Consider the following 12297-nt stretch of genomic DNA (forward strand, 5'->3'; position numbering starts at 1 on the left):
CGTCCGGGCTCAGCGTCCTCCGGGGGTTCTCGAGGCCCCGGAGCTGAGGGTCGGGTCCAGATCGATGAAACAGGTCGCCCCCGGGTGCGCCTCCAGCGTCACCGGGTGGCCGACCGCCCCCTCCACCACTCCGCGGTGCAAGGGGCAGACCACCTCGGGGTGATCGGTCGCCAGATCGATGAAGGGGCAGTGCCCCAGCGCGATCCGATCGTCGTGGTCCGGATCGGGTGAGGGCGCGAACCCCACCTCGGCCAGCAGTGCCACGACGTCCTGTCCGGTGAAGTGGCGTCCCCACTCGGCGCCCGCCCGGGCCGCCCGCTCGGGGCCGTCCGACTGCCGGGCCAGGCTGGCCACGAGGACCTCGGCGAGCATCTGGTAGGACCTCGGGCCCTCGATCGGATCGGGCTCCAGGGTGAACATGGTGCGCGGCCGCCCTCTGGTGGCCCGTCTCTCGCGGCTCACCCGGACCCTGCCCTGGTTGACCAGACGGTCCAGGTGGAAGCGGGCGGTGGAGGGGTGGAGGCCCAGATCCGCCCCGACCTCACTGGCCGAGGCGGTTCCGCCGCGGCGTCTCAGCGCCTCGGTGACCCGCCCGGCGGGGGAGTCGGCTCCCGGATCGGTGAGGCTGGTCATGCCGTCACCTCGATGAGTCCCCGGGCCCCTCGCTCCATCTCCACGAAGGAGTGGTTGACGAAGGTGTACTTCCCGGGCTCGTGGAAGGTCATCTCGACGAATCCTCCCTGGGCGGAGGACAGGTCGAGGGCTTGGGCGCCGCCTCCCTCGGGGTTGTCGGGGCGCAGCAGGTAGGCGCCCTCCTTGAACACGGTGTCGAACTGGGTGCCGACCACGTGGAAGGAGATGCCGCGGCTGGGTCCGGCCGCCAGCACCCAGATCCTCACCCGCTCCCCGACCTTCGCCGTCAGCGGGGCGAAGACGTACTGGTTGGCGTGGCCGTTGAACATCGTGAGGTCGGGGGTCTCGGCGGCGATCTTGTCGGCATTGACCTCGGCCCCGTTGCGGGCGTCGAGGTAGCTCTCCGACTGGACGAGGACGTACTCGCGGTCCGCCGATGCCAGGTCCCGCGGGGGCACGATGACCGCCCCGAACATCCCGGCGGCGATGTGGGAGCTCATCGGCATCGTCGAGCAGTGGTAGAGCCAGACTCCCGCCCTCGGCAGGGTGAACCGGTAGTCCAGCGAGGCTCCCGGCGCGATGGTGCGCATGTTCGGGGTGGGGGAGACGATCCCGGCGTGGAAGTCGATGGAGTGGCCCATCGTGCCCCGGTTGACCAGGTGGACGTTCATGGTGTCGCCGATCCGGGCGTGGATCACCGGCCCCATCACCCGGCCGTTGTAGGTCATCGCGTGGATCGTGGTGGCCGGTGCCACCTCCTGGACCGACTCGGTGACGGTCAGCGTCATCGGGTGGGTGCGCCCGGGCAGCAGGCTCGGAAGCCGGGCGTCACGGGTGGTGAAGCCGCGCCCCGGCGCCTGGCTGAGGTCGACCTTGCGGCGTCCGGTGCCGACCGCCGGGGACTCGGATCCCTGGCCGACCGAGGCCCCGTTGACCCTCACCTCCAGCTCCATCCCCATCGAGCGGTGGCCGACGATGGTGCACCACCCCTGGGTGGCAGCGGTGATCACGCCGGCGTCCACGGTGGCCTTCTGGCCGGGGGAGAGCCGGGGGGAGTGCGCCCCTCCGGCCAGGTAGAGGTCGTGCACCTGGTCGGGATCGGCGTTGGTCAGCGAGATCACCAGGCGGTTGCCGGCCGGCACGTCGACCGTGGCGGGGTGGTAGTGCATGTCCTTCATCGTCACCGACACGGTCGTGGTGCGACCGGTGGGGGCGACCGCGGCGGCGCCCGACAGGCCCGGGCCCGACAGACCGGGCGTGCCGTCCAGCCGCCGGCCCACGGCCACCGCACCCAGGGCGGCGCCCAGGCCGACCATTCCCTCGACGAAGGATCGGCGGCCGGCCGGGGCGGTTGCCGCGGGGATGGTGGGTCTTGAGGTGGACGTTTCACTCGCGGAACTGGCCTTCTCGTCCTCGCGGGGCTCCGAGGGGTGATGTGGCGAGTGATCTGTCGACCCTTCACCCGCCGAACCCGCCACCGGGTGCACCGAACCCGCCGCTCCCGCCCTCTTGGCGCGCAGCAGGGTGACTCCTGTCCTGACCATCGCCAGCATCGCCGGCAGGAACCCCGCCATCGCGAGGACGGCCAGGCCCAGTCCGATCCGGGAGGTCCATGTCCCGATGGACAGCGCCCAGACCACCAGCCCCGCGTTGGCGGCGGTGGCGCGCAGCGCTCCCAGGGTGTGCATCTTCGCGTTGGTGGCTCTCACGATGGAGGGCCCGCCGCCCATCACCATCGGCATCAGGTAGCTCATCGCCCCGATCAGCAGCTGCAGCATGAACCCCAGCACGACCGGCACGGTGAGTGCGGTGATGTCCTCCTGGAGGAGGTGGTCGCGCCGGGTCAGCAGAGTCCACGCCAGCCAGCACAGCCACACCGCCAGCCAGCAGATAGCCGCCGCCATCGAGTAGCCGGGGAAGTCGCGCGGCGGTTTGCGGGAGGCGCAGCGGACCATGTCGACGCCGACGATGATGACGGCGACCAGTTCGATCAGCACCCCGGCGGCGGTCAGCCACCACCATCCGCCCAGGGATCCGGTGGCCACCGCCAGGACGGCGGCGATCATGATGACCAGGGCGATCCGGCCGTGCCGGTCCTGCCGGGGGGCCATCGGGGTGCGGAGCACCGTGGGCCACAGGGTCACCAGGGTGCCTACCGCCGTCATCGCGACGAAGCCGAGGATGTTGACCCCCTGGTGGGCCAGCAGGAGTCGGGTCCGCCAGGGTTCGGCGGGGGAGAAGGCCATGATGGCCCCGAAGACGGCACCGACCGGGAGCAGACATGCCGCCGTCGAGTAGAACCGGACGGTCGCGTCGAACCGTCCCGGCAGTGCCCGGCGCACCTGCAGACCCAGGTCGATCGCGTACCAGCACATCGCCAGCCCGACCACGGTGGCGCCGGCCACCACGACCCACGGCCAGGCACCCACCATGCCTACGCAGCAGGCCAGCACGCCGACATTGAGCGCGTTGATGCGGATCACCTGGCGACGCCGGTCGGGTTCGCCGAGTCGTTCGTGGAGGATCGACTCGGTGAAGTACTGGCCCCACACCAGGATCGAGGTGGTTGCCACCCCGAGGGTCACCATGTGCACCAGCAGCCAGCGGGACTGCGGGATCCAGTGTCCGGCGATGAGCACCACCACCAGACCCATCAGCCACAGCGAGACCGGCCGGGAGGCCTTGCGGTGCCAGGCGCTCCTGCCGGTCCGGGGCGGCCGTGCGCCGGAGGTGCCGCCGGGGGCGCTCCCCGGTGCGTCGGCGGGACGGGGGCTGATCTCAGGCATGGGACCTCCTGGAACGGACATGGGTGACGACGACCGCGATGAGACTGAGCAGCGCGATGACATTGAGCGAGCCGCCGAGCTGGACGGCGAGCGGGCGGTCCAGGCCGTCGCCGACGCCCAGACGCAGGACGAGGGAGACCTCCAGCAGGACCGCGGGCAGCCAGAACCACCCCGACCAGTCGAGCCGGACGCGCAGCACCGAGGGAAGGATGATCGGGGCGTGGCCGAGGATCATGCCCATCACGAAGCCGAGGAAGACGGCGTGGACGGCTGCATCGTAGCCGGGTCCGGACTCCAGCGGGCCGGCCACCAGCCAGATGATCCCGGCGACCGTCAGCCACAGGTAGCCGATCATCAGCATTCCGCCGATGAAGGCCGCCTGGCCGCCGCGGCGGATCCCCGCCCGGGCGACGTCGTTGCGGACCAGCCACACCGACATCACCACCAGGACCGCGCCGAACAGCGGCCAGCCGAGGGCGGGGGAGGCCACCTGGACGAGCAAGGCGGCGAGCAGGGCCATCGCGCAGCCCGGCAGGAACCGGTTGCGCATCATGGTGAGCCGGGACAGCTCGAGTCGCTCCCCGAGGATGGTGAGCACCAGGTAGGAGGACAGCCAGCCGATCGTCGAGGCGACGGTGGCTCCGCTCAGCAGCAGCAGGGCCGCCCCGCAGGCGCACAGCGCGCCGGCCGCCTGGATGACGGTGGCGTCGTCGCGACTGCGTCTCCACAGCGGCAGGTAGAGGGCGAGCAGGCCGATCTGGGCGGCCGCCAGGAAGCTCAGTCCGAAGGGCACCGGCGCCGGGCTGGCGAGCAGCACCGCCCCCAGGCCCGAGGACAGCGGGACGAGGTATCCGGCCCGGTGGTTCAGCGCGACGGCCCGTTCCAGGCAGATGACGGTGCCGATGAATCCCAGCGTCATGAAGGGGCCGTGCCACAGCGCCAGCCGTGACGAGAGCACCGGGGACCACACCCCCAGCAGGATGAGGGCGCCGTCCAGCCCGCACAGGAGGCCGATTCCGGCGCCGACCATGAGCCATGCTCGATGGCGGCTGAGGGTGGACACCGGTTCTCCTTTTCGCTGACCGACTCGTCACAAAATATCACCGCCGACAAGCGCCGACGCCACGGGATCGACACGCCGGACCCGGGCCGGTCCGGTGGGCACGGAATAGTCGGCGGCGACCCTGTGTTACAACTGGGTGAGAACGACAACAGGTCAGGGCGGCCGCGCCGAGCAGGTGCAGGTCGTCAGGACCCCCACAGATGTCCAAGACAAGGAGATCGTCAATGACTCAGCAGAGCATCACTGTCCCGCAGCCCGCCGGTGACACCCAGACCCATCTGGAGAACGCAGAGCACGGCTTCGTGGCCTCGAAGGACCTGAGCGACAACCTGCAGAAGGTTCTCGTCGACATGATTGCCCTGAGCCTGGTCGGCAAGCAGGCTCACTGGAATGTCGTGGGGTCGAGCTTCCGCAGCCTCCACCTCAACCTGGATGACGTCGTCGCCATCGCCCGCGACGCCTCCGACGAGGTCGCCGAGCGGATGCGCGCCCTGCACGCCACCCCGGACGGCCGTCCCTCCGTCGTCGCCGCTCGCACCTCGATCGCCCAGTTCCCCCAGGGCGAGGTCGACAGCCACGACGCCATCGACCTGGTCGTGGCCGCCGTCGAGTCTGTGACCGGCACGATGCGCGAGGTTCATGACGCCGTCGACAAGGCGGACCCGACCTCGGCCGACATCCTGCACGGCTACATCCAGAAGCTCGAGCAGCAGGCCTGGTTCATCAGCTCCGAGACCCGCTCGCCGAGGAACTGATCACCGCGCTGAGGCGCTGACAGAACGAAGGGGCGCCGCCGGACCTGAGGTCCGGCGGCGCCCCTGTCTCAACTCTGGTGCACCAGGTCGGCGTAGTCGGGGTGGCGCTGGATCCACTTCTCGACGTAGGGGCAGGTCGGCGTCACCGTCAGCCCGCCGCGCGCGCGGATGTCGTCGAGGCCGTGTCGGACCAGGGCCCCTGCGACCCCCTTCCCCTCGTACTGGGAGAAGACCTTGGTGTGGGGCAGGTCGACGACCTCCCCGTCCTGCTCGTAGACCAGGTATCCGGCGAGTTCGCCGTCGAGGTGCGCCTCGTAGCGGTGCTCAGCGGTGTTGTCGGTGATGGTGGGCTCGGCCATGGGTCCTCCTCGGTGATGACGGCATGCTGCTGCTCCGCCTCCACGGTACGTCGCCTCGCCGGGGGCCTCAGAGCAGCGTGACGGGAGTGCTGTGACTCTGGCCGTCCCTGGTGTAGCTGACCTTGACGACGGCACCGGCCCTCTTGCGAACCGTCGCGATGACGAGGTCCTCGAAGGACCGGGCCTTCTGGCCGTCGAACTCGGTGATCACATCGCCGGCCTTGAGGCCGGCCCTGGCCGCCGCGCCGTTGGCCACCACCGCGTTGACGTAGAGGCCGCCGGAGCCCGCTGCGGAACTGACGTCGAGCGGGACGACCGAGATCCCGAACGATCCCGGGGTGAAGGAACCGGAGCTGAGAATCTCCTTGGACACCGCCATCGCGGTGTTGACCGGGATGGCGAATCCCAGTCCGACGCTTCCCCCTCCGGCCGCGCCCTCGGCGGTGGGCACGGTGGCGATCGCCGTGTTGACGCCGGTGAGGCGCCCGTCGCAGTCCACCAGCGGCCCTCCCGAGTTGCCGGGGTTGATCGAGGCATCGGTCTGGATGACATCGGACAGGAAGGCACTCAACTCCCCCGAGGCGTCCGGAAGGGGCATCTGACGTCCCAGAGCGCTGATGATGCCGCGGGTCACCGATCCCGACAGCCCGAGCGGGGCGCCCAGGGCGACGGTCGGCTGGCCGACATTGAGCTTCGAGGAGTCGGCCGTGTCGATCACGGTGTCCTTGTCGGGGGCGGTCCGGATCACCGCCAGATCCAGCCGCGGCACACGTCCGACGAGTGTGGCGGGGGACTGGACGCCGTTGGAGCGCAGCACCGTCATCTTCGCGCCCTTGGCGGCCTCGGCGATGACGTGATCGTTGGTGAGGATGTGGCCCTGGTCGTCGATGAACTCCCCGGTGCCGTTTCCGGACTGGCCGGAGGGGGAGGTGAGATGGATGGTGACGACGCTGGGAAGGACCTTCTTCGCGATCACCACCGCATTGCAGTCGTTCGTACCGGCCGCCGAGGTCGCAGCGGAGGACGAGGATGCGGACGGCCCCGCGGAGCGGTTCGCCAGAGCCGCCCACAGGGCCGCCCCTGAGGCGATCAGGGAGAGGACCAGCAGACCGGCCATCACGGCCAGGACGGCCGGGGTGACCTCGAACCTCCTGCCCGACGATGCAGGGGACTTCCTGCCATGAGCGTTCGCGCCGGTCATTGCTGCTCCTCTCCCGACCCGGTCAGGGACGGCGGTGGTGTCTCAGGCCTTCTTCTTGGAGAAGATCGCTCGGAAGGCGTTGAGGAGTCCGAGGACCACCAGCGAGATGCCGAGCAGCCACCACAGGAAGACGGCCCCCCACAGCGGGCTGGAGACCAGGGAGATTCCGGCCAGGATCGAGATGACCGCGAAGATGATGTTCCATGCGGAGGACTCGCCGGTGCTCAGCACGAACAGCGCGACAAAACCCTCCATCATCCACATGACGCCGATCATCACGGCAACGAAGAGGGCCAGGAAGACGGCCGTCCTGCTGAGCTGGCCGAAGGCGAAGCAGCCGGCGATGACGTAGAGCAGACCGAGCAGGCCGTGACCGATGCGGCCACCCGTTCCCAGGCTCTTGCCAACGACGGCACCGATGACATAGACGAGCCCGGCGAGGACGGCGTAGATGGCCATGACGACCGTGATCGCCTTCCACGCGTGACCCGGCCAGACAAGAATTGCAACACCCGAAAGGGCTGCCAACAATCCCGCGACAGCGATGAATCGCCGGGTGCCCTCGCCCAGACCGCTGGTATAAGTTTCTGACATTTGCGTATCCTTCACTGAACAGGGCGAATTGTCACCGACGGGTGGCTCGCCACATTGTATCCTAGGGGAACGTTCTCTGGTAGGAAAAATCTTACGTTTCCCGGGTGTCGGGAGAACATCTGCAGCTGAGTAATCGGTGAGAAAAACTCAGGAGTGCGTCCGGGGATCACCTCGGTCAGGACCGTGCCGTGAAGAGGTCGAAGTCCGACTCGGAGAGCTTCGCGTAGTCCAGCGACCAGGACAGGATCGCCTCGGTGAGTTTCTTCCCGTGACCTGCGAATCCGAGAATCTCCACTGCCTCGGGGGACTGGGCGTGGGCTCGGGCCAGTACCCGGCCGCAGGCGGTCCCGTACTGGTTGAAGGGTTCGTTCTTGAGGGTGTCCATGTCGATGTTGCCCTTCATGTCGTGGAACTGGCGCACGTAGTAGCCCCGGGAGCCCTGGTCGATGTAGCCCAGAAAGGGATCGGAGAGTCCCTGGAGGATGCGCTGCAGGCCGACGACGCGGGCGCCCTGCCCCCTGGAGGTCATCGTGTCCTGGAGTGCGGGCGGCTGGGCGATGCCGCCGTACTGCTCCAGCACGCTTCGGCCGGCCTCCTTCACCTGGAGGACCTGGTGGTGGCCGTCGCCGTCCTCGAACAGTGCCAGGAAGCACCGGGTCCCCACGCTGCCGACCCCCACCACCCGCCGTGCCACGTCGGCCAGCCTGTAGTGGAGCATCAGCAGGTGGATGTCCTCGCTGGCCGAGTCCTGGTACTGCCTCAGACCGTCGGCCACCGCGGCGGCCGCGGCGTCATCGATCGGGGTGAGCACCGGAGGCTGTTCGATGAATCGCCGGTGGCCGTCCTTCGCCACGGCCGTCAGCCGTCTCACGACGCGGGCGCTGGTGCGCTTCTCGGCATCCCCGATTGCGTCCTTGAGCACCTCGCGGGACCTCTTGCTCAGCTGGCTGACATGCTGCTCGGCGTCGAAGTGGGTGAAGTAGCGCTCGGTCGGGCTGGTGTGAACCGCGGCCCGCAGGGCGTCGAGATAGCTGGCGATGGTGTCGACCGCGGTCTGGCGCACCACTGCCTTCTTCCGCGACGTCGACCGGCCGGCGATGACGATGCTCGCCACCAGGCGCTTGAGATCCCACTCCCATGGTGCCCAGGCGGACTCGTCGAAGTCGTTGAGATCGAAGACCAGGCTGCGCTGGGGGGAGGCGTAGAAGCCGAAGTTGCTGACGTGGGCGTCTCCACAGGAGGCCACCAGGATGCCGCTGTGGGGAGTTCTGGCGAGATCGGAGGCCATCAGGGCCGCCGTGCCGCGGTAGAAGGTGAACGGGCTGACGCTCATCCGTTCGGTGCGCAGCGGCACCAGGGACTGCAGGCGATCCTCATTCTGCTCGGAGAGGATGCCGATCGGGTCGCGATCGGTGGTGCTCAGCTGTGCGACGCCGTCCCAGGTGGTGCTCTCCCGTGCTTCCCGGCCCCGGTGGATCCGATCGTCGAAGGAGGGGGGAGGGGTGGGGGTGAATGCTGGTGACACAACCTTGCTCATGGAAAAGATCATCCACCGGCGTTGTCGTCGTCACCAACCCGCGCGCCGCAATCCCTCACAAATGGGGGCACCGGGTGGGGCATCATGGGAGTACACGGAATCGCGGGTCGAGTGCCGGCCGTGATTCACCATGTCGCAGAGAGCGAGCCGTCATGATCCGATTTGTCATTCGGGCAGCCATCTTTCTGGCCACAGCAGCGATCGGCCTGGTGGTCGCCGCGCTGTACCTTCATGATTTCCGGGTGACAATCTCTGGTTTCCTCCTCGCCGTCATCGTGTTCGCCGTGGTGCAGAGCGTCCTCGCCCCGTTCATCTTCAAGATGGCGAACCGCTATGCGTCCTCCCTGCTGGGCGCCGCCGGCCTCATCTCCACCTACGTCGCCCTGCTGGTGGCGTCGTCGGTCTCCCACGGTCTCACCATCCGCGGCTTCTCGACCTGGGTCTTCGGGACCCTGATCGTGTGGATCGTCACGATGTTCGGGGCGTGGCTGCTGCCGCTCATCTTCATCAAGAAGAAGGTGGCCGGCTGATCCTGGGCACCGGAGGGCCACCGCGGGGTGGCCCCGAGGGACTGCTTCAGTCGGTGGCCCTCCAGGCGGCTCGGATGTCGGGCACTCCCTCCACTGGTTCGGCCGGTCCCCAGGCCTCGTGGAAGGAGCCGTTGGCGTCGGGCTCCAGGCCGAGCAGCACTCGGTCCTCCGCGCCCACCAGCCCCTCGACCGCGAGCACCCGACGGGCCCAGGCCCACAGTTGCGGATAGTCGACCAGAGATGCGGATCCCCACCCCAGGTGCCCCCGGTAGCACAGGTCCCACCCGACGAGCGTCCCGAAAAGGGCCAGATCGGCTGTGCTGAGCTCGTTGCCGAGCAGGAACCGCTGCCCTCTCCCGGCCGCCGGGTGAAGTGCCAGGTCCAGCATCCCGAGACGCGCGAAGAGCAGCCGTTCGACCGCATCGCGGACCGGCTGGTCGGTGGAGAAGATGGCCTGCTCCAGGCCGCCGATCACCTCCTCATCGATGAGCCGTTCGAGCCGGTCGATCTCGTCCCGGCGGGCGGCCGGGTAGAGCGGGCTATCTGCCGCGGCGGCCAGGCTGCGGGAGATCCACGCCCAGTCATCGCTGACCAGATTCCCTGAGGCATCCACCAGCTGGGGCGAGCTCGCGCTCCCGGGCCCGGTGAGCTCGACGCTCACCCAGTCCGGCGCGGCGAACCGAGCCCCCAGCACCGCGCCCCAGCTGCGCGGGGAATCGGTGGGTGCCATCAGGCGCAGCGGGGTATCGGGCAGCTCGGCCGGTCCGGGCAGTGAGGGCTCCTCGGCGATGAAGCGGCCGGCGTCGTCCACCTCTCCGGCCGGGCGGTGCGAGGCGAGGTCGGCGGTGGCGGTGTGCGCCGACCCGGCGTGTGCAGTCTCAGTACTCACAGACCCTCCCGAGGTCTCGAGGCGGTATTCAGAAGCGGCGCTACTCTGCGCGGGATCGGTGATGCGGTATGAGAAGCTGCGCAGCCGCTGGTGTCCATCGACCACCGCGGTCTCCCAGTCGATGCGCCGCACGAACCCGTAATCCAGGTACATTCTGTGCGCCCAGGTCATCTGGGGCCCGGAATGGATGTCGACCCGGCGCAGCCCCAGCGCCCGAGCCACCGCAACGGCATGGTCGGTGAGCACCCGGCCCAGTCCGAGCCCCCGTGCTCGTGGCCCGACACCGAGAATGTTGAAGGTGAAGGTGTCGGAGTCGAGGAATCGTGGCATCGGGGTGAGCACCGCGGCCAGAACTCCTCGGTCATCGGTGATCACCCAGACATTCGAGGTCCGCGCCCGCTCCGTGATGGCGTGCAGGGAGGCCACATACTCGGGGGTCGAGGTGCAGCCGGTGGTGAAGGCCGTCTCCAGGACGTCGCCCACCTCGGGGTACTCCTCAGGCAGCGCATGGCGCAGCGCCAACTCCCGCCCGTGCACCTGGAGCTCGCGGAACCAGAGAGTCGAGGGAATCGGCGACAGCGAGGCGATCACCTCGGGGGGCAGGTCGTGCGCGTCGAGGGGTCGCCGGACGTCGGGTGCATCCCTGGGGTCGGTCGTGTAGCGGGGGTCGAAGGAGCCGAGCGGGTCCTGGGAGATGAACTGCACCTGACGGCGCAGCGCGGGGCTCAGCGAGCGTGCGGAGCGGTGCCTTGCCCACGGGGTGGGTGGTCGTGAGTCCTGTCCGGATGGACCGCTGATCTGCACTCCGCCGATCTCGATCGAACCTTCGTCGGGGTGGGTGAGGTCCAGCAGAAGCCTGGCCAGGGTGCTCTTCCCCGATCCCGATTCGCCGACGATGCCGAGCTTCTGGCCGGCTTTCAGGGTCAGGCTGACATGATCGACGGCGGTGCGGGTGCCGCCGTCCGGCAGCGGGAAGGACTTCGAGAGGTTGTGGGCGGCAAGCACTGGAGTGCCGGTGTCGACCTGACCCTCGGTCTCCTGGCGGAGGCGTAGAGGGGCCTCAGCCCGGGCACGCAGCCGGATTCCGGGGGACGCCGACAGTCGGGTTCCGCGGGTGGAGGCCGACGGGACCGCCGCCAGCAGAGCCTTTGTGTACTCGTGCTCCGGGGCGGTGAGAACCTTCTCGGTGGGGCCCTGCTCGACGACCACTCCGTCATGCATCACCAGCACTCGGTCGGCGACCCGGGAAACCACTGCCAGGTCATGGGAGACCAGAAGCAGGGCGGTTCCCTCGGCTCGCCGGGACTCCAGCAGGTCGAGGATCTGGGCCTGCACGGTGACATCCAGGGCAGTGGTGGGCTCGTCGGCGATCAACAGGTCGGGGGCGCCGGCCAGTGCCGAGGCGATCAGGGCTCTCTGCCGCAGCCCGCCGGACAGTTGGTGAGGATACTGCCGGGAGCGGACCTGAGGATCGGGGATACCAACCTCGCGAAGCAGCTCGTCGACCCGTTCGCCGTACTGTCGGCGAGGCACGATGCGGTGGGCGCGCAGGGTCTCGGTGATCTCGCGGCCAATGGTGCGCAGTGGGTCGAGTGAGGTCAGGGCATCCTGCAGGACGAAGCCGATCCGGCGGCCCCGGATGGCTCGCCACTGGCCCTCGCGCAGTCTCAGTCCGTCCTGGCCGATCACCGAGAACTGGTCGGCTGTCAGTTCGGCGTTGTCGCCGGCAAGTCCCACGATGCTGCGCGAGGTGACCGATTTTCCGGATCCGGACTCCCCGACGATGGCCAGCGCCTCGCCAGGGTTGATGGTGAACGAGACTCCGCGCACGGCATGCACCCGACGGGCGCCGGTGAACCGGACATCCAGGTTGCGGACCTCCACCAGTGGGGTTGGGGAACCGGTTGTCCGGGGGCCGGATGCGGAGGATCCGGAAGGCACGGGTTCAGG

Annotated in this window: 10 protein-coding genes; 2 read left to right on the plus strand and 8 right to left on the minus strand. The window is 68.9% G+C overall.

The window, feature by feature from the left end; genetic code table 11:
• Positions 1–9 precede the first annotated feature (9 nt).
• The 3 genes from H590_RS14080 to H590_RS14085 are packed head-to-tail and all read right to left on the minus strand — an operon-like array spanning position 10 to position 4449.
• Positions 10–633, minus strand: a complete 624-nt coding sequence (locus H590_RS14080; protein WP_051238013.1) for a helix-turn-helix transcriptional regulator — start codon at positions 631–633, stop codon at positions 10–12.
• Positions 630–3419: a multicopper oxidase domain-containing protein gene (locus H590_RS0100700; RefSeq protein ID WP_028702039.1), complete on the minus strand. Its 2790-nt coding sequence runs from the start codon at positions 3417–3419 to the stop codon at positions 630–632. The genes H590_RS14080 and H590_RS0100700 overlap by 4 nt, the downstream gene beginning before the upstream one ends.
• Complete coding sequence (locus H590_RS14085; protein WP_036980436.1) at positions 3412–4449, minus strand: hypothetical protein; 1038 nt, start codon at positions 4447–4449, stop codon at positions 3412–3414. The genes H590_RS0100700 and H590_RS14085 overlap by 8 nt, the downstream gene beginning before the upstream one ends.
• A gap of 257 nt (positions 4450–4706) precedes the next feature.
• Here H590_RS14085 and H590_RS0100710 point away from each other — a divergent pair, with 257 nt between their 5' ends.
• On the plus strand, positions 4707–5237 hold the full coding sequence (locus H590_RS0100710) for a Dps family protein (RefSeq protein ID WP_028702040.1): 531 nt from the start codon (positions 4707–4709) through the stop codon (positions 5235–5237).
• A 68-nt stretch (positions 5238–5305) separates the two neighbouring features.
• Here the strand turns inward: H590_RS0100710 and H590_RS0100715 are convergent, their stop codons facing one another.
• The 4 genes from H590_RS0100715 to H590_RS0100730 all read right to left on the minus strand — a co-directional run bounded on the left by H590_RS0100715 (position 5306) and on the right by H590_RS0100730 (position 8928).
• Positions 5306–5596, minus strand: coding sequence for a GNAT family N-acetyltransferase (locus H590_RS0100715; RefSeq protein ID WP_028702041.1), 291 nt, complete (start codon positions 5594–5596; stop codon positions 5306–5308).
• Positions 5597–5663: 67 nt separating this feature from the next.
• Positions 5664–6797, minus strand: coding sequence for a S1C family serine protease (locus tag H590_RS14090; protein ID WP_051238014.1), 1134 nt, complete (start codon positions 6795–6797; stop codon positions 5664–5666).
• A gap of 42 nt (positions 6798–6839) precedes the next feature.
• Complete coding sequence (locus tag H590_RS0100725; RefSeq protein ID WP_028702042.1) at positions 6840–7391, minus strand: HdeD family acid-resistance protein; 552 nt, start codon at positions 7389–7391, stop codon at positions 6840–6842.
• Positions 7392–7566: 175 nt separating this feature from the next.
• The gene (locus H590_RS0100730; RefSeq protein ID WP_051238015.1) at positions 7567–8928 is read right to left on the minus strand and encodes a DUF2252 domain-containing protein; all 1362 of its coding nucleotides are present in this window, start codon (positions 8926–8928) and stop codon (positions 7567–7569) included.
• 242 nt (positions 8929–9170) lie between these two features.
• Here H590_RS0100730 and H590_RS0100735 point away from each other — a divergent pair, with 242 nt between their 5' ends.
• Positions 9171–9458 carry a phage holin family protein gene (locus tag H590_RS0100735; RefSeq protein ID WP_232020902.1) on the plus strand — a complete coding sequence of 96 codons (288 nt, stop codon included), beginning with the start codon at positions 9171–9173 and terminating at the stop codon, positions 9456–9458.
• 46 nt (positions 9459–9504) lie between these two features.
• Here H590_RS0100735 and H590_RS18200 read toward each other — a convergent pair whose 3' ends face one another.
• Entirely contained in the window at positions 9505–12288 is a 2784-nt protein-coding gene (locus H590_RS18200; RefSeq protein ID WP_245569810.1) for a GNAT family N-acetyltransferase, read from the minus strand.
• Positions 12289–12297: the final 9 nt, after the last annotated feature.

It is taken from the genome of Acidipropionibacterium jensenii DSM 20535, assembly GCF_000425285.1.
GTDB lineage: Bacteria > Actinomycetota > Actinomycetes > Propionibacteriales > Propionibacteriaceae > Acidipropionibacterium > Acidipropionibacterium jensenii.

Coding starts and splice junctions, on each gene's coding strand:
- H590_RS14080 (WP_051238013.1), bottom strand. CDS start 633: ATGACCAGCCTCACCGATCCGGGAGCCGACTCCCCCGCCGGGCGGGTC.
- H590_RS0100700 (WP_028702039.1), bottom strand. CDS start 3,419: ATGCCTGAGATCAGCCCCCGTCCCGCCGACGCACCGGGGAGCGCCCCC.
- H590_RS14085 (WP_036980436.1), bottom strand. CDS start 4,449: ATGGTCGGCGCCGGAATCGGCCTCCTGTGCGGGCTGGACGGCGCCCTC.
- H590_RS0100710 (WP_028702040.1), top strand. CDS start 4,707: ATGACTCAGCAGAGCATCACTGTCCCGCAGCCCGCCGGTGACACCCAG.
- H590_RS0100715 (WP_028702041.1), bottom strand. CDS start 5,596: ATGGCCGAGCCCACCATCACCGACAACACCGCTGAGCACCGCTACGAG.
- H590_RS14090 (WP_051238014.1), bottom strand. CDS start 6,797: ATGACCGGCGCGAACGCTCATGGCAGGAAGTCCCCTGCATCGTCGGGC.
- H590_RS0100725 (WP_028702042.1), bottom strand. CDS start 7,391: ATGTCAGAAACTTATACCAGCGGTCTGGGCGAGGGCACCCGGCGATTC.
- H590_RS0100730 (WP_051238015.1), bottom strand. CDS start 8,928: ATGAGCAAGGTTGTGTCACCAGCATTCACCCCCACCCCTCCCCCCTCC.